Source organism: Hyphomonas sp. TMED31 (genome assembly GCF_002172815.1).
Taxonomy (GTDB): Bacteria; Pseudomonadota; Alphaproteobacteria; order Caulobacterales; family Hyphomonadaceae; genus Hyphomonas; species Hyphomonas atlantica.
This window is the reverse complement of record NZ_NHCK01000057.1, coordinates 1-16905: the sequence shown is the minus strand read 5'-3', so window position 1 is coordinate 16905 and position 16905 is coordinate 1. Positions and strand designations below refer to the sequence as shown.

Here is a 16905-nt window from a genome sequence, read left to right as displayed (position 1 = left end):
GGAAGGCAAAGCGGGCGAGCGCGGCATGGGCCGCGTTGCGGCTGAGATGCGGCTGCACGGCGTGGAGCGCGTCGAGGATGGAGCCTTCACGCGGCAGAAGGCTGACATGCTGGTCCAGCCGGGCGATGCGCGGCGTCAGCGTCTCGACCGTGCCGGAGACGGGGGGGATTTCGCCGAGGATCATTCGCATCAGCGTGGACTTGCCGGAGCCATTGGGGCCGGAGATGGCGACGCGCCGGGGGCCGCGCAGCTCAAACGAGAGCGGGCCGAACAGGTGGCGATCCCCGAAGGCGGCGACGGCGTCCTTTATGCGGAGAATGTCTTTCGAATGGGGCAGGTCTATGTGTGGCACATCCATCGAGATGGGCGCGGTGATCTCGACCTTTGCGCGCGCAGCGTCGAAGGCGTCTGCGGCTTCGCCAATCAGGCGTCCGGCGAGGTGGTCGCCGCGGGCAGATGTGTGTTCGGCGCGTTCGGCTCGGGCATTCAGCACGAGCTTTGGCTGGGATCCGCGCGCGCGGGTCGCCCGGCCCAGCTTTTCCCGCCGGTCCTGTTTCTCGCGGGCGCGCTGGGCGTCTGTCTCGGCACGCTTGAGGGCACCGGCGGAGCGGGTGAGGTCGGCTTCGGCCTGGGCGCGGGCTGCGTCGCGCGCTTCGCGAAAGGCGCTCCAGCCCCCACCGAAGATCGTGACGCCGATGGGGGTCAGTTCCACGATCCGGTCGACCTGTTCCAGCAGGGCCCGGTCATGACTGGCGATGAGTGCGCCGCCGCGCCACTGGGCGAGCAGGTCGGCGATGGCGCGCCGCCCGTCCGTATCAAGATTGTTCGTCGGCTCGTCCAGCAGCAGGATGTCCGGCTGTTCCAGAAGCAGGCGGGCGATCATNACGCGTGTGCGTTCGCCGCCGCTGAGCTGTGACATGGGGGTATCAAGCGGCATGTCGCGCAGGCCGGTAGAGGCGAGGGTCTCTTCCAGCCGGGCTTCCAGCGTCCAGTCGGCCAGCTCAGCATCTTCCAGTGTGCCATCGCCCGCCGCCAGACGCGCGAGCCGGGCAAGGTCTTCCGCCACNCCGAGGGTTTCGCTGAGGGTCAGCGACTCATCGGCAATCTGGGCNAGNCGGCCCAGCCGGGCGTGTACGGACAGCGTNCCGCGCGCGGGCGTGACCTCGCCGGCAATCGCGCGCAGCANTGTGGACTTGCCACAGCCATTGCGCCCGACAAGGCCAATGCGTTCGCGGCCAAGCGACAGGCTCAACCCGTCAAAGAGCGGGGTGCCGTCAGGCGTGGTGAGGGAAAGGGAATCGAGCGTGAGAAGAGAAGACATGGGCAGGCCGGATCATCATGGAAAGGGAGAGCGAAGCGGTGGGCTTTGCGTAATCCATGTCTCTGGCCTCCAGTTATCTCGGGATGGTGTCTCTGCGGATCGAGGCGTCTACATACGCATTATGCCGCGCAGTTCAAGGGAAATCAGGCCTGCGCGGGCAATTTCCGGTTTGGTGCGAATGCGTCGGCGAGCGCATGTGTGCGTTCCCCCAGCATCAGGTCTGCGATGATGCGGGCGGTGATCGGGGTCAGCAGGATGCCATTGCGATAGTGGCCTGCGGCAACAAACATGTTCGGCTGGCGCGTGCGGCCGAGGAAGGGCGCGAGGTCTGGCGTNCCGGGGCGAACGCCGGACCAGGTCGAGGCGATCCGCGCATCGGCCAGCGAGGGCACGATGGTCGCCGCGCGCGACAGGAGCGCGGCAATATCATCCGTGTTCGGCATGCCCGTNGTGCGGCCCGGCTCCATCGTGGCGCCAATGACCAGTTCNCGNCCACGCGGCACCATATAGATCGGCCCGGCGCGCAGCGTCGTGTCAGGATGGTCGGCGCGACGTTCTACGGACAGCATCTGCCCGCCAAACGTNTCGATCTCGTCCAGCGNGGTTTCCCAATTCACGAGGCTGAATTGTTTGCCGTGTTCGCTCACCTTCAGCGCNGCGCTCTGCCAGCCGGCGGTGACGAGCAACAGGTCATGGCCGTCGATGGCCAGNGTGCTGCCGGNGGNNTGGAGCGGCGCGGCGGTGGCTTCGAGTGTGATGGCGGGATGGCGTTCGCAGACCGAGATCAGCGCAGANACGACNGCGCGATTGTTCACATGGCCATCGGTCTGGAGNCGCAGGGCNCCGCACAAATCCGGGGAGAGGGCAGGCTCGATGGCGCGGGCGGCGGCGATGTCCAACCGGTCGCCGGGCAGGGCGCGGGCCTGAAGCGTTTCCAGAATGCCGTCCAGATGTTTGGCCGTGGCCTCATCTGCGGCGACAGCGAGCGAGGGGCCGGGNGCATAGCCGACGGACTGGCCGCTCTCGCGNTCCAGCTGNTCNGCGAAATCCGGCCAGAGACCTGCGCTTTCAAGGCAAAGATCGAACAGGCGCGGATGAACGCCCTCTTCGCTGGCCGCTTCGAAGGCCGGGGCGATCATGCCGGCGGCGGCCCAGCTGGCGCCGCGTCCGGGCGGGTTCGGATCATACAGGGTGACGGATGCGCCGCGCCGGGCAAGTTCCAGCGCGCAGCTCAGCCCGATGATGCCTGCGCCTGCAATGGCAATGCGGGGATNTGAGGAATTGGCAGCGGCGCAGGTCATGCGCGCTATCTAGGCGATAGAATTGCAGAAATGAATGCTCAGGCCGCGNTGGCCTGCATTTTCTGGACTTCCCAGTAGGATTTGAAGGCGTCTGCCCATTTGCGGCTCTGGAAGACGACTTCCTTGCACATCTGTCCGCTGGGGCGGAATGCCGTGCGCACCATCATCTGAGGCGCTTCGTCCAGATCGTGAGAAAGTTGTTCGGTAATGAAGGAGTCCAGCACGATAGACAAAAGGGCGTCTTCTTCAGGCGATCCCAAGTCCAGATCCAAGACAATGTCGTTCATTTTTTCCCCAACCNTCAGGCTTTATATCCACAAAAGTGGAGTTTGTTTGTATNAAACCCTTCTACCTCAAATATTGCGGCGCAGCATAGCCGTTTTGAGACTCTTTCGGATTTTCCGTTCAGATGTGCAAAATTCGGGCAAAAAGGTCGCGCATCTCTTTGTTGCGATCCATTCTCAAGTGTGTTTCAACGGACCATCAATGCTCGAGAAGGAAAGTAGGTTCCATGAAATGGTATACACCTCTGGCTGCTGCCGTCGCGTTTGTTGCTGCGTGTGGCGGGCCGACTGAAGAACCGTCCGAACCTGCAGCGGTTGCGCCAGAGGCCACTGCGCCGGCAGAGCCTGCGGGCGTGCTGAATGTATATTCGGCGCGGCACTATGATTCCGACAAGGAGATGTACCGGAAATTCGAGGAGGAGACCGGCATTCGCGTCCGNTTCCGCGAATCCGGTGCGGCCGAATTGCTTGAGGCGATGAAGAATGAGGGGGACAACAGTCCCGCGGACGTCATTCTTTCGTCCGATGCTGGCACACTTTACCGGTTCATGGACGCAGGCCTGATGCAGCCGGTGGATTCGGATGTGCTGTCCGAGCGCATTCCAGAGCATTTCCGTGATCCGGAGGGGCACTGGTTCGGCCTCGCCAAGCGCTTGCGCGTAATCGTTTACGATCCGGACCGTGTTCAGCCCGACCAAGTAGACGAATATGCCGACCTTGCGAGTGCGGCCTTTGAAGGCGAGGTCTGCATGCGTTCCAGCACGAACATTTACAATCTTTCCCTGATGGGCGANCTGGTNGACCGGCTGGGCGAGGAAACAGCGGCGGCCTGGGCGCGCAGCGTTGTGGCGAATTTCGCCCGCCAGCCGCAAGGCGGTGACACAACCCAGATCGAGGCAATTGCTGCAGGTCAGTGTTCCGTCGCGCTCGTCAATCACTATTATTGGGTGCGTATGACCCAAGGCTCCGACACCCAGCGCAACACGGTAGAAAAGACCATGNTGTCCTTCCCGCAGCAGGATAGCTGGGGCACGCATGTGAACGTGACAGGTGCAGGCGTNGCCGCCAATGCGCCGCATAAGGAAGCGGCGATCCAGTTCATCGAATGGCTGTCCGGGGAAGAGGGGCAGTTCCTGCTGACCACAGAGACCAAGGAGATCCCGCTGGTCGAGGGCGCAGAGATGCCGGTNGGTCTTGAGCGCTTGCCNTCAGACTTCAAGGAAAGTGTNTTCCCGCTCAANACGCTGGGGGAAAANCAGGCACGGGCACAAGCCATTTATGACCGGGCTGGCTGGAACTGATTTCATTTGACCAGTTTGAGCGACATTCGAAGCTTTCGGTTCAGAAGCGTTGACGGGCCCGCCTTGATGGCGGGCCTGATCATTGCGGTGCCGGTCTTCGTGACGCTGATTGCCGGACTGGTGAATGGTGGCGGCGATGCGTGGAGCCATATCCGCGACACGCTGTTGGTCGGCTATACCGGCGGCACGCTCGGCATGNTGGCCCTGACGGGGATCATGATCCTGATCACGGCNGTTCCGGCGGCCTGGCTGGTGACCATGTACCAGTTTCCGGGGCGCGGCGTGTTCGAATGGTTGCTCATCCTTCCCCTGGCTGCGCCGGGTTATGTGCTGGCCTATGCCTATGCAGATCTTATGGGNCTGATGGGGCCGTTTCAGGTNGCCATCCGGGATGTGACGGGCTTGTCGGCGCGGGACTATTGGTTTCCGGATATGCGCAACCTGCCGGGGCTTGCCTTCGTGCTGACCTGTGCCTTGTATCCTTATGTCTATCTCACGGCGCGGGCCGCCTTTGTCTCGCAATCGGTNTGCGCACTCGAAGCTGCACGCAGCCTNGGCGCCAGCAGCTTCCGGCGTTTCTGGCANGTTGCCCTGCCAGCCGCGCGCCCGGCNATTGCCGCCGGTCTCGCGCTCGCCCTGATGGAGGCCGCGGCGGATTATGGCGCGGCGGAGTATCTGGGCGTGCCGACGCTGACCTTCGGCATCGTGCGGGCCTGGCAGAGCTTCGGCGAACCGGCCGCGGCGGCGCGACTGGCNNTGGTGCTTGTGGCCATCGTGATCGGGCTCATCCTTGCCGAACGCTACACACGCGGCCGGGCGGGCAGCCAGCAGAGCTCAACGCGCTGGCGCACAGTGTCCCGCGCGCGGTTNCCGCTCGGCGCGGGTCTGGCGGCNAGCGCCTTGTGCGGCCTGATCTTCCTTGTCGCTTTTGTTCTGCCTGTGTCGCGACTTGTCTGGCTGGTGATGGAATCCCGCGACAGCATCGCGCCCATCGGGCGGGCGTTGTTCAACACGCTGATCCTGGCGGGCTCTGGCGCGGCGCTGGCCTTCGTGCTGGCGCTGGTGATCGCACTGACCGTTCGCCAGAGCGGCCTGGTCGCAGGATTTGCCCGGCTGATGGCGTCAACGGGCTATGCCATTCCGGGTGCGGTTCTGGCACTCGGCGCGCTGATCGTGATGGGNCAATTGGGCCTGACGCTGACCGGGGCAGGGGCGATTTTTGCGCTGGCCTGGGTCTATGCCAGCAGGTTCACCACTTCTGGCGCCGAACCGATGGTGGCTGCGCTGGGCCGGGCACCTGCCTCAATGGGCTATGCCGCGGAAAGCCTCGGCGCATCGCCGCTGCGCCGGGCGGTTTCCGTTGACCTGCCGGTCGCGCTATCAGGCGCCATGGCTGGTGCGCTGATCNTGTTTGTTGAGTCCCTGAAAGAGCTGCCCGCGACCTTGATGTTGCGGCCGTTCAATTGGGACACCCTGTCCGTGCGGGCGAACGCCTANGCCACGGATGAGCGGCTGGCGGCGGCGGCGCTGCCCTCGCTGCTGATCACACTGGCGGGCCTGTTGCCCGTGATCCTGTTGTCTTGGCGGCTGAGCCGTTCGCGTCCGGGGGATGCGGAATGAGCGTNCACCTGACGGCCCGCAACGTTTCCCGCCGCTATGGCGTGTCCACGGTTGTAAACGGGGTGAGCCTCGATCTGGAGCCGGGAAAGATCACGGCATTGCTCGGCGGATCGGGCGCGGGCAAGTCCACGCTATTGCGCCTGTTTGCCGGTCTCGAGCCTCTGGACGAGGGCGAGATCCGACTTGGGGACCAGATGTTGTCTGCGCCCGGAAAGACGGTGCCAGCAGAGAAGCGCCGCATCGGGCTGATCTTTCAGGATTTCGCNCTGTTCCCGCATCTGACGGCGGCGCAGAATGTGGCCTTCGGTCTGAAATCCCGTGGCAAGGCNGCGGCCAGAACGATCGCAGCGGAGTGGCTGGCGCGTCTGGGCCTTACGGGCCGGGCCGATGCCTATCCGCATGAATTGTCCGGCGGGGAGCAGCAGCGCGTCGCCATTGCCCGCGCGCTGGCACCTGAGCCTGCAGCGATCCTGATGGACGAGCCGTTCTCCGGCCTCGACCCGGCCNTGCGGGGCAGCGTGCGCGACACGGCGCTGGCNGCCATCCGGGNGGCTGGCATTCCGGCCCTTCTGGTGACGCATGACCCGACCGAGGCNCTGGAAAGCTCCGATGCGATTGCCATTCTGCAAGGCGGGCGCCTGTTGCAGCAGGGGTTGGCGCGTGATGTTTACCTGAAACCGGACAGCGCCGCGATTGCGGCTGCGCTGGGGCCGGTCAGTCGCATCGCCGGGCCGGATATGCCTGCGGGCCTGACGGGGCAGGCCGTGCCGGCGGGATCGGAACTGGTCGTCCGGCCCGAGGGCGTCGTTCAGGACGANACCTCGCCTGTGCGGGCGACGGTGGTGACCAGCCAGCTGACCGGGCCGCTCTGCCGATTGCTGCTGGATTGTGCGGGACANGAGCTGGTCGCGCTGGTGCCGCGGATGACAGCGCCGAAGGCTGGTGCAGAGATCGGCATCCGGCTGGACCCCGCATTGACATTCATCTTCCAGTCAGCAGATTCCTGACATTTCCGTTAGAGTGCGAGGAATCCCTCGCCATCCGGATATGCGTCCCATAAAATCAGGGATGTAGATGTAATCAACAGGAGGCGCTCTGAATGGCGCGGAATATCCTGAAACTGGCNGCAACGGCTGCCCTGGCCGCCTTGATGGCTGCGAGTGCAACGGCGCAAAGCCTGATCCGCGATGCGGAGATCGAGGAAACCTTGCGGGACTGGACCGATCCGATCCTGGAGGTTGCGGGCCTGCAGCCGAATGATGTTGGCCTTTACCTGATCAATGACCCGTCGCTGAACGCCTTTGTGGCGAATGGCCAGAACATTCATATCCACACCGGCCTGATCATCGCGGCGGATTCCTCGCTGCAGATCAAGGGCGTGATCGGTCATGAGACGTGTCACATCGCCTGTGGCCACTCGGTCAGCCGGTCGCGCGCTGCTGGCGTGGCGATGCGTCCGGCGCTGCTTTCCATCGGCCTNGGNATTCTGGCAATGGCCGCCGGAGAGGGCGGTGCAGGTGCAGCGCTNATCGGATCGTCGCAGCAATTCGCGGCGCTGAACTTCTTCACGCATACGCGTTCTGAAGAGGCGATGGCGGATGCCGCCGCAGTGGAATACCTGACCCAGCTGGGCCAGTCACCGCGCGGCATCGTCGAATTCTTCGAGAATTTCCGTTATCAGGAAGTGCTGTCCAGCGCGCGTCGCTATCCATANTTTNGGGCGCACCCGNTGGCCTCTGACCGTATCCGCAATGTGCGGATGCTGGCCGAGGAAACCGGCTTGATGGATTTGCCGCCGACGGATGTTGAGCAGCGCCAGTACGAGATGATGCGCGCCAAGCTGATCGGGTTTCTGGACACGCCGAACAAGGTGGCGCGGGAGTATCCCGCCAGCGACCAGAGCCAGCCTGCGCGCTATGCCCGNGCCATCGCGGCAATGCAGGCCTCTGACATCAATCGCGCGCTGGAACAGGTCGAAACACTGGTCGAGGAAGACCCCGAGAACCCTTATTACTGGGAGCTGAAAGGCCAGATCCTGTTCGAGAGTGGCCGGGCTGCAGAATCTGTTGCGCCTCATGCCCGCTCGCTGGAGCTGAAGCCGGGCCAGCCGCTGCTGCTCATCAATCTGGCGCGCTCCCTGAACGCACGGGATGAGCCGGGCGATGTGGACACTGCGGAAAAGGCGTTGCGCGATGCACTGCTGGCAGAGCCGAACAATGCGTTCGCCTGGGCCCAATTGGCCATCACCTACGAAAAGCAGGGGCGCCGCGCCGANGCGCAGCTGGCAACGGCGGAGTCTGCCTATGCGGTAGGAGATATTGTGCGTGCCAACCGATTTGCGCACTTCGCTGTGCAAAGCCTGGAGCCGGGCACGCCGGACTATCGCCGCGCAGACGACATCCTGCTGGTGACAGACGCCAACAATCCCGACAATCGCGACATGTATCGCCGCGGGCCGCGCCTTTCATTCTCGGCCCAATAGCCAGCGATCAACTTTGCGTCAGGCCGGATGGACGCGACGCGCCGACGCCGTATATGTGACGGCAAATCCCTCTGACCTGTGAACAGGAAGCATTCCGCATGAATTTCAAACTGACCTCGATGATGGCCGCTGGCTCCGCCCTTGCGTTGACTGCCTGCGCCGACAATTCCGCCCCNGCCGCGGCGGACCGCGAAGCGATGGAACAGGTCGTACGCGAGTACATTCTGGATAATCCGGAGATCATCGAGGAAGCGCTGATCAAGCTGGCNGCCAAACAGAAAGCGGCTGCCTCAGCGGAGGCGCAACAGGCCATCGCGAGCAATTTCGATGCGATCTACAACAATCCGGGCGACTATTCGATCGGCCCGGCAGATGCTGAGATCACCGTGGTCGAGTTCTTCGATTATCGCTGNGGCTGGTGCAAACGCTCCACCGACTGGATCCAGGCCTTGCCGAAAGAGTATGATGGCAATGTGCGNGTTGTGTTCAAGGAATTGCCGATCTTTGGCGGCATCAGCGANACNGCTTCCCTCGCCGCGCTGGCCGCAGGCAAGCAGGACAAGTACCTTGAGTTCCATCTCGCGCTGATGGACATCAAGAACAATAACGACCTGACCGAAGCCAAGCTCGACGAGGTTGCAGAAGACGTCGGAATGAACGTCCAGAAGATGCGGGCGGACATGAAGTCTATGGATATTCAGCGCAAGCTGGCTGATTCAAAACAGCTGGCCNGGACGCTGGGCGTGGAAGCGACGCCAAGCTTCTTCATCGGCAATGAGTTCATTGAAGGCGCCAATCGTGACCGCGTNAACGAACTGATCAAGGAAGGCCTGAAAGGCTAGGCCGGATCAGGAGGGCAGCGACGTTTCGTACGGGCTGTCCAGGGAAAACATGGGGATGGTGGCGATCAGCACGCGGCCATCCTCGCCTTCCAGATCATAGGTGCCCCCCATGATGCCGGAGGGCGCAGCCAGCGGCGCGCCGGACGTATAGCTGAAACGTTCACCAGGGCCGAGCGTCGGCGTCTGGCCGATCACGCCGTCGCCATCCACTTCCTGCCGACGCCCCTCGGCATCGACAATGCGCCAATGCCGCCGGACGATGGTCCAGGTCTGTTCGCTCTCATTCTCCACATCGACCGTATAGGACCACATGAAGCGCGCGCGGGCGGGCTCTGACTCGTCGTGCATGAATTTCGGGCGAACGCGAATGCGCACGCCATCCGTTACATGCTCATACTGTGGAGGAGGAACCCGTCTGCCCATTTAGGTAAAATTCAATCCAATTCGTTCACACACTGTTAAGGGCGCGCGTCAAATCCATTACAAGATCGTCAGAATCTTCCAATCCCACGGACATGCGGATCCAGCTGCGGTCGAGGCCCATTGAAGCCTGCTCGTCATCGCTCAGCGCGCGGTGTGTGGTGGAGGAGGGGTGGCAGGCCAGCGTCTTGGTGTCGCCGAGATTGTTGCAGATATCGACCAGCTCCAGCGCGTTCAGGAATTTGAATGCTTCGGCCTGACTGCCTTTCAGCGANAAGGCGATCATCGTNCCGCCTGCGCTCATCTGGCGCTTGTGGATTTCGTAGTGCGGATGATCCTCGCGGTGTGGATAGCGCACAGCGGCAATGGCCGGATGGTCCGCGATCACATCGGCGAGGCGCGCCGCATTGCGGGTCTGCTGGTCCACGCGCAGCTTCAGCGTTTCGAGCCCCTTCAGCACGACCCAGGCGTTGAACGGCGAGGCCGCCGGGCCGAGATGGCGCAGCCACGGATCATAGATTTCTTCCATCCGCGCAGAATCACACAGGATGGCTCCGCCCATGACGCGGCCCTGTCCGTCCATATGCTTGGTGGTTGAGTAGACGACGACATCCGCGCCGAGCTCCAGCGGTTTCTGAAGGATCGGTGTGGCGAACACGTTGTCGACGACCAGCGTCGCGCCGGCCGCCTTGCAGAGTTTGGCCACGGCTTCGATGTCGACCCCATCCAGCAGGGGATTGGCCGGGCTTTCGATCAGCACGAGCTGGCAGCCCTTGGCGATCTCACGTTCCCAGGCCTCAAGGTCTGCGCCATCGACGAACACCGTCTCGATGCCAAATTTCGGCATCTGGTTGGCGATGATCCAGCGGCACGAACCGAACAGGGCGGTGGCGGCCACAACGCGGTCACCTGCTTTCAGCGGGGCGAGGATGGCCGTGGAAATCGCGCCCATGCCGGACGCAGCGACGCGGCAAGTCTCTGCCCCTTCGATCAGGGCGAGGCGCTGCTGCAGCATTTCNCANGTCGGGCTGCCATAGCGGGAGTAGACGAATCCGTCCTCTTCGCCCGCCATGCGGCGCATGGCCTGTTCGGCGCTGTCATAGGAATACCCGGAGGTCAGGTAGAGGGCTTCGGAGATCTCGCCATGCTCGGACCGCATGAGGCCGCCGCGCACAGCTTGTGTGGCGGGCTTCCAGCCCTTCTTTGCGTTCTCGCCCGGTGCGTCTGCCATGTCAGGTTGGTCCCTTGTGTTTCCTGAAGTGCGTCTTATGCCTGAGAAGGTAAGGGGTGCAAGTGATGGCCGACGATTCGGGTGTATTGTCTGATCAGGAAATCGAGGCGCTGGTGCGCGGGGAGGCGATCCGGTTTGACCTGCCTCTGGACGAGGGACAGGTTCAGCCNGCCAGCCTTGATCTGCGTCTGGCCGAGGANGCNTATCGNCTGAGGGCCAGCTTCCTGCCGGGGAAGGACCGCACCGTCGCCGAAATGCTTCAGGAGCCGGGCATTCACATGCACCGGATCGACCTGACCAAGGAGGGCGCGGTTCTGGAGACGGGGTGCGTCTATCTCGTGCCGCTGATGGAATCGCTGCGCCTGCCGCCGGGCATCGCGGCGCGGGCCAATCCNAAAAGCTCCACCGGGCGGATCGACGTGTTCACGCGCCTTGTCACCAATCGGTCTCGCGCGTTTGACGAAGTGCCAACCGGCTATTCNGGGCCGCTCTATCTGGAGGTCAGCCCGCGCACCTTTCCCATCATGGTGCGGCCGGGCGACCGGCTGGCGCAGATCCGGTTCAAGCGGAAGAAGCCGGAGACCCTGAAAGAGAAAATCGTTTCCATTGACCTGGAAGTGAAGGGCGACCAGCCGGTGGGCTGGCGTGCCAAACACCATTCCGGGATCGTGGACCTGCGGGGCCTTGCGGCGCATGAGGCGAGCCAGTTCTGGGAGCCAGTCTGGCCACGCGACGGCCGAATTGTTCTGAACCCGGAAGAATTCTACATCCTTGTCAGTCGTGAAACCGTGAAGGTTGGCGCGATGGAAGCGGCCGAGATGGCGCCGATTGCACCAGAGCTGGGCGAGTTTCGCGCGCACTATGCCGGCTTTTTCGATCCGGGCTTCGGCATGAATGACGGTGGCAGCCGCGCCGTGCTGGAAGTGCGCTCACGCGATGTGCCCTTCATTCTGGAGCATGGCCAGCCGGTCGCCAAGCTGATCTATGAGGGCATGGCCTCAAAGCCCAAGGGGCTCTATGGGGGCAAGGGCTCCAACTATCAGGGGCAGGGCCTCAGGCTCTCCAAGCATTTCCGTATCTGAAGGCGCACGCCATGAAGCTCTATTATTCCGCAACATCGCCCTATGCCCGAAAGGTTCGGGTGCTGATCATGGAGCAGGGCTTGCAAGATGCGGTCGAGTTGGTACGCGCGGATCCGATGGCGGAGAATGCGGCCACAAGGATTGGCAATCCGCTCAGCAAGATACCCGCGCTGGAGCTGGATGATGGAACGCACCTCTTCGACAGTCCGGTGATCTGTGAATACCTCGACCATCAGGCGGGCGGCGAGCCATTGCTGCCGGCGGATGGCGCGCGGCGCTGGAGCGTGCTGAAAGCGCAGGCGCTGGGCGATGGCATTCTGGACGCGGCGCTGAGCCTGGTCATGGAATCCCGCAGGCCAGAGGAACAGCAATCCGAGTTCTGGCAGGCGCGGTGGATTTCCGCCATTCATCGCGGCGTGGACGATATGGCCGAAGACATCCAGGCGGATGAGGCGAGCTTCGACCTTGGCCGGATCAGTTATGCCTGCGCGCTTGGGTATCTCGACTTCCGCTTGCCGGACCTGAACTGGCGCGCGCCGCATCCGGNCCTCGTGGAATGGTTTTCCGAAATCTCCCGGCGCGAGAGTTTTGTCCTGACCGAGCCGCCCGCCTAAGNCTGTTCATCCAGATTCAGCCGCATCTCGGTGATGTAGGGCTTGAAGCCGGTTTTCTCGTAGGCGCGGAGGGCGGGNGCGTTATTGCTGTAAACCTCAAGACGCAGTTCCGGCAGTCCGCGTGTGCGGGCCCATTCAGTCAGATGATCAATCAGGACACGGTTCAATCCCCTGCCGCGATGATCCGGGTGGACGAACATGAAACCGAGATAGGCGTGATGGTCTGACGCGACATATGCTTTTGACGGGCGCTTGTGGGCGTAGCCGGTGGCGATGATGTTTCCGTCAATTTCGATCACCGCGACTTCTGCNTCGTCTGACTGCACGAGTTCTCCGAGATCATAATAGCTGATCGGATCGGGCTTCAGCGTATGATCATACGGGCGCTCCGCCGCAATGATGCCTTGCTCGCAGGCTTTCAGCGCAGGCAGGTCTTCCAGCGTGGCAGAACGGACAGGATAGTTGGGATCGCTCACGCGATCAGCCTGTTGCCTTGGCCAGTTCGCGATAGACGACGCAGGCGCCGGTGCGGGTCTCGTCCGGACTGACCAGCTTGACCATTTCTGCCGCGACTTCTTCCGGGGTCGGAAGGGTCATCGGGTCTTCGCCNGGCATGGCCTCGGCGCGCATGCCGGTACGGGTGCCGCCCGGATCGAAGATATTGGCGCGCAGCTTCATGTTTTCGTTTTCGTCCGCCCAGCCGATGACGAGCGCTTCCAGCCCGGCCTTGGCGGCCTGATACGGGCCCCAGAAGGCGCGCGGATGGCGGGCGACGCTGGACGTGACGAACACGGCGCGCGGCGCATCTGACTGGTGCAGCCAGGGCGACAGGGCGCGGATCAGGTGGAAATTCGCATTGAGGTTCGTCGCAATCGTTTCCTCGAAGCTGCGTGGGCCGCATGTCTCCAGCGGGCCGAGCGTGCCCAGAATGCCGGCATTTGCGACCAGCCCGTCAAGGCGGCCGAAGCGTTCGCCAATCACCTTGCCGAGGGTCTCGATGCCTTTGGTGTCTTTCAAATCCATCGGCACAAGGACGGCTTCGCTGCCGAGCGCGCGAATCTCGTCATCCAGTTTCTGCAGGGCAGCTTTCGAGCGCGCAACGGCGATGACAATGTTGCCCTGACGGGCAAGGTCCAGCGCTGCGGCGCGGCCAATGCCACGGGACGCGCCGGTGACGAGGATGAGACGGGGGGTGTCAGTCATTCTGGAGCCTTTACAGGTCCGCTAGGCATCATCCAGCAGGGAGAGCTGGCGTTCCTTGTCGGACTCGGCGTGTTCATTGTCGACCAACAGGGTCGGATAGTCACCCGTGAAGCAATGGTCTGAGAATTGTGGCTGCATCGCGTTGCGTTCGGGCTCACCGATGGCCTTGTAGAGACCGGGCACGGAGAGGAAGCCGAGCGAGTCGACTTTCAGCTCATTCGTCATTTCCTCGTGCGTGTGGATCGCCGCGAAGAGTTCGGATTTGGCCGCCATGTCGATGCCGTAGAAATCCGGGTTCACGATGGGCGGGCTGGCCGAGCGGAAATGGATTTCCTTCGCGCCGGCATCGCGTACCATTTGCACGATCTTCTTCGACGTGTTGCCACGCACGATGGAGTCATCGACCAGGATGACGCGCTTGCCTTCCAGCACGGCGCGGTTCGGGCTGTGCTTCTTGGAAACGGCGCTCTGGCGACCGGTCTGGGTCGGCTGGATGAAGGTCCGTCCGACATAATGGTTCCGGATGATGCCCATCTGGAAGGGGATGCCGGACGCTTCGGAAAAGCCGAGCGCGGCCGGGACGCCGGAATCCGGAACGGGAACGATCACATCCGCCTCGGCCGGGGTTTCCGCGGCCAGCTGATGGCCCATGCGGCGGCGCACCTCATAGATGGAGCGGCCCTGCATGATGGAATCCGGACGGGCGAAATAGACATATTCGAAGACGCACGGGCTGGTCGGGCGCTTGGCAGCGAAGCGATAGGATTCGACACCCTTGTCGCTGATCACGACGATTTCGCCATTGTCCACTTCGCGCACGAACTCTGCGCCGATAATGTCCAGCGCGCAGGTTTCGGACGCCAGCACATAGGCCTCGCCCAGCTTGCCGAGGATCAGAGGACGCAGGCCCACCGGGTCACGGGCGCCGATCAGCTTCTTGCCGGTCAGGCCGACAAGCGCATAGCCGCCTTCGATTTTCTGGAGCGCGTCCACAAGCCGGTCGAGGAAATTCTTGCCGGTGCTGCGGGCGACCAGGTGCAGGATGACTTCGGTNTCNATTGTGGACTGGAAGATCGCACCGTCCTTGACGAGGTCATGGCGCAATTTGCGGGAATTGGTCAGGTTGCCATTGTGCGCCACCGCGAACCCGCCACCGGCGAGATCTGCGAAGATCGGCTGCACGTTCCGCAACATGGTGCGGCCTTGCGTGGAATACCGGTTGTGACCGATGGCGGCGTGGCCCGGAAGGCGCGTTCGGAGATCACCCCCGAAATGCTCACCTACCATGCCCAAATGACGTTCCGAGGGGAAGCGCTTGCCGTCAAAGGTGATCATGCCGCAGGCTTCTTGCCCGCGATGCTGGAGGGCATGCAGACCAAGCGCTGTCAGCAGGCTGGCCTCATGATTTCCATAGATACCGAAGACGCCGCATTCCTCGCGGGGCTTGTCGTCATCATGATCGAAAAGGACCATTTGAGACGCACCTCCTGAGTGACAGTTCTGCGACGAGGGCCTATTGCCCTGTTTTGCCCGCCGAGGGAAGGGCAGCTTGCACATCTTTTCCGACTTTTGACGCATTGTCGTTCACATAGTCGGCCATTTCGGCGAGCGGTGGATAGGTCAGGGAATTGAGGATGAAGTCCGGGATGCGGCTTTCATCCAGTGCCAGATTCAGCAGGACCGCGAAAAAGACCAGCGCGATGGCACCGCGTGCGATGCCGAAGAACAGGCCGGCCACATGGTCGAACATGCCGATGCCTTCCGCGCCCTGGATGTTTTTCGACAGGCGCTGACCAAACCACGCGACCAGGACATAAACTATGATGAAGGCGAACACGACCAGGGCGAGATCGCCCAGCACGGGGTCTGCCCCTTCCGGCACCAGCGTGCGCACCGGTTCAGCAAAGAAACGACGGGCATAGTATGCGGCGGCAAGGGCGGCGATAAACGAGCCCAGCGTGGCGACTTCGCGCAAAAAGCCCCGGGCAAACGCCATGATGGCGGAGATCACGATGACCGCGACCGCAATGGCATCAAAAGCTGTAATGGACTCAAGCATTCTGGGCGTCCGGGGCGAGAAGTTGGGCAAGATCGATAAGCCGTTTAATCGGGGTGATCGTCAAGCCATCGACTGAAGTCGGGCTGCCTTCCGGCACATAGGCATGGGTGAAGCCGAGGCGCGCAGCCTCCTTCAGGCGCTGTTCCATCCGCGCCACCGGGCGAACGGCGCCGGACAGGGCGACTTCCCCGAAAAACACGCTGCGCTCTGGCACCGGCATGTCGGCAAGCGAGGTTAGCAGGGCTGCCGCCGCACCAAGGTCACCTGCCGGTTCGCCGATGCGATAGCCGCCCGCGACGGAGAGATAGACATCCATGCCCGCAAGGCTGATGCCGCAGCGCGCCTCCAGCACGGCCAGCAGCATGGCCAGGCGCCCACCATCCCAGCCGACAACGCTGCGCCGAGGCGTTCCATAGGCGGATTTGGCCACAAGGGCCTGCACTTCGGCCAGTACGGGGCGGGAGCCTTCCATCGCTGCAAAGACGGCCGCGCCGCCCTCTGCGTCCCCATCAGCGGACAGGAACAGGGCCGATGGCTCCTTTGCCGGGGCGAGGCCGTATTGGTGCATCTCGAAGATGCCGATTTCATCTGTCGGGCCGAACCGGTTTTTCACCGCGCGCAGGATTCGGAACTGGTGGCCGCGCTCGCCTTCGAAATAGAAAACCGCATCGACCATGTGTTCCACCACGCGCGGGCCGGCGATGTTGCCTTCCTTGGTAACGTGACCAACGAGGACCAGCGCCGCGCCGGATTTTTTGGCCCAGCGGGTCAGCTCCTGCGCGCAGGCGCGGACCTGGCTGACCGAGCCGGGCGCGGCTTCCAGGCTGTCAGACCACATGGTCTGGATGGAATCGATCACCACGAAGTCCGGATTGGCGGCCTTCAGCGCAGACAGGATCTTGCGCAGATCTGTCTCGGTCGCGAGGTCTACCGGGCTTTCGGCCACTTTCAGGCGCTTGGCCCGCTCCTGGATCTGGGCGGCGGCTTCTTCGCCGGAGACATAGACCGTCTTCACGCCATTGCGGGCGAGGCGCGCGGCGACCTGAAGCAGCAGGGTCGATTTGCCGATGCCGGGATCGCCACCGATCAACGTGGCGGACGATGGCACAATGCCCCCGCCGAAGACGCGGTCGAGTTCCTCGACG

16 protein-coding genes are annotated in these 16905 nt (G+C 62.9%); 7 read left to right on the top strand and 9 right to left on the bottom strand.

Going from position 1 to position 16905, the window contains the following annotated elements; genetic code table 11:
* Together CBB91_RS08640 and thiO are read right to left on the bottom strand one after the other, a co-directional pair.
* Positions 1–1321, bottom strand: a 1321-nt coding sequence (locus CBB91_RS08640) for an ATP-binding cassette domain-containing protein (protein ID WP_273013513.1), incomplete at its 3' end; no start/stop codon positions are given.
* Positions 1322–1464: 143 nt separating this feature from the next.
* Positions 1465–2622, bottom strand: a complete 1158-nt coding sequence (gene thiO / locus CBB91_RS08635; protein ID WP_273013511.1) for a glycine oxidase ThiO — start codon at positions 2620–2622, stop codon at positions 1465–1467.
* A gap of 511 nt (positions 2623–3133) precedes the next feature.
* Between thiO and CBB91_RS08630 the strand changes: the two genes are divergently transcribed.
* The 5 genes from CBB91_RS08630 to CBB91_RS08610 all read left to right on the top strand — a co-directional run bounded on the left by CBB91_RS08630 (position 3134) and on the right by CBB91_RS08610 (position 9151).
* Positions 3134–4207: an extracellular solute-binding protein gene (locus CBB91_RS08630; protein WP_273013509.1), complete on the top strand. Its 1074-nt coding sequence runs from the start codon at positions 3134–3136 to the stop codon at positions 4205–4207.
* A gap of 66 nt (positions 4208–4273) precedes the next feature.
* Complete coding sequence (locus tag CBB91_RS08625) at positions 4274–5827, top strand: iron ABC transporter permease (protein WP_273013507.1); 1554 nt, start codon at positions 4274–4276, stop codon at positions 5825–5827.
* Positions 5824–6834, top strand: a complete 1011-nt coding sequence (locus tag CBB91_RS08620; RefSeq protein ID WP_273013506.1) for an ABC transporter ATP-binding protein — start codon at positions 5824–5826, stop codon at positions 6832–6834. Before CBB91_RS08625 ends, CBB91_RS08620 begins: the two co-directional genes overlap by 4 nt.
* Before the next feature lie 92 nt (positions 6835–6926).
* Complete coding sequence (locus CBB91_RS08615) at positions 6927–8309, top strand: M48 family metalloprotease (protein ID WP_273013505.1); 1383 nt, start codon at positions 6927–6929, stop codon at positions 8307–8309.
* A gap of 98 nt (positions 8310–8407) precedes the next feature.
* Entirely contained in the window at positions 8408–9151 is a 744-nt protein-coding gene (locus tag CBB91_RS08610) for a thioredoxin domain-containing protein (protein WP_273013503.1), read from the top strand.
* Between the two features lie 6 nt (positions 9152–9157).
* Here the strand turns inward: CBB91_RS08610 and apaG are convergent, their stop codons facing one another.
* Both apaG and metZ read right to left on the bottom strand, forming a co-directional pair.
* Positions 9158–9574 carry a Co2+/Mg2+ efflux protein ApaG gene (apaG, locus tag CBB91_RS08605; protein WP_035555589.1) on the bottom strand — a complete coding sequence of 139 codons (417 nt, stop codon included), beginning with the start codon at positions 9572–9574 and terminating at the stop codon, positions 9158–9160.
* Between the two features lie 25 nt (positions 9575–9599).
* Positions 9600–10802, bottom strand: coding sequence for an O-succinylhomoserine sulfhydrylase (gene metZ, locus CBB91_RS08600; protein WP_273013502.1), 1203 nt, complete (start codon positions 10800–10802; stop codon positions 9600–9602).
* Positions 10803–10867: 65 nt separating this feature from the next.
* Here metZ and CBB91_RS08595 point away from each other — a divergent pair, with 65 nt between their 5' ends.
* On the top strand, positions 10868–11884 hold the full coding sequence (locus CBB91_RS08595; protein WP_273013500.1) for a 2'-deoxycytidine 5'-triphosphate deaminase: 1017 nt from the start codon (positions 10868–10870) through the stop codon (positions 11882–11884).
* Between the two features lie 11 nt (positions 11885–11895).
* Positions 11896–12498 (top strand): glutathione S-transferase N-terminal domain-containing protein, encoded by a 603-nt coding sequence (locus CBB91_RS08590; protein WP_273013498.1) that lies wholly within the window; start codon positions 11896–11898, stop codon positions 12496–12498.
* Here the strand turns inward: CBB91_RS08590 and CBB91_RS08585 are convergent.
* From CBB91_RS08585 to radA, 5 genes are all read right to left on the bottom strand, one after another.
* Positions 12495–12974, bottom strand: coding sequence for a GNAT family N-acetyltransferase (locus tag CBB91_RS08585; RefSeq protein ID WP_273013496.1), 480 nt, complete (start codon positions 12972–12974; stop codon positions 12495–12497). The genes CBB91_RS08590 and CBB91_RS08585 overlap by 4 nt on opposite strands.
* Before the next feature lie 4 nt (positions 12975–12978).
* Complete coding sequence (locus CBB91_RS08580) at positions 12979–13701, bottom strand: SDR family NAD(P)-dependent oxidoreductase (protein WP_273013495.1); 723 nt, start codon at positions 13699–13701, stop codon at positions 12979–12981.
* A 21-nt stretch (positions 13702–13722) separates the two neighbouring features.
* A complete protein-coding gene (purF, locus tag CBB91_RS08575) occupies positions 13723–15174 on the bottom strand; it encodes an amidophosphoribosyltransferase (RefSeq protein ID WP_273013494.1) in 1452 nt (483 codons plus the stop codon).
* 40 nt (positions 15175–15214) lie between these two features.
* The gene (locus CBB91_RS08570) at positions 15215–15760 is read right to left on the bottom strand and encodes a CvpA family protein (protein WP_035555607.1); all 546 of its coding nucleotides are present in this window, start codon (positions 15758–15760) and stop codon (positions 15215–15217) included.
* The coding region (radA, locus tag CBB91_RS08565; protein ID WP_273013493.1) for a DNA repair protein RadA at positions 15753–16905 on the bottom strand (1153 nt) is incomplete at its 5' end. The genes CBB91_RS08570 and radA, both read right to left, overlap by 8 nt.

Coding starts and splice junctions, on each gene's coding strand:
- CBB91_RS08570 (WP_035555607.1), bottom strand. CDS start 15,760: ATGCTTGAGTCCATTACAGCTTTTGATGCCATTGCGGTCGCGGTCATC.
- apaG (WP_035555589.1), bottom strand. CDS start 9,574: ATGGGCAGACGGGTTCCTCCTCCACAGTATGAGCATGTAACGGATGGC.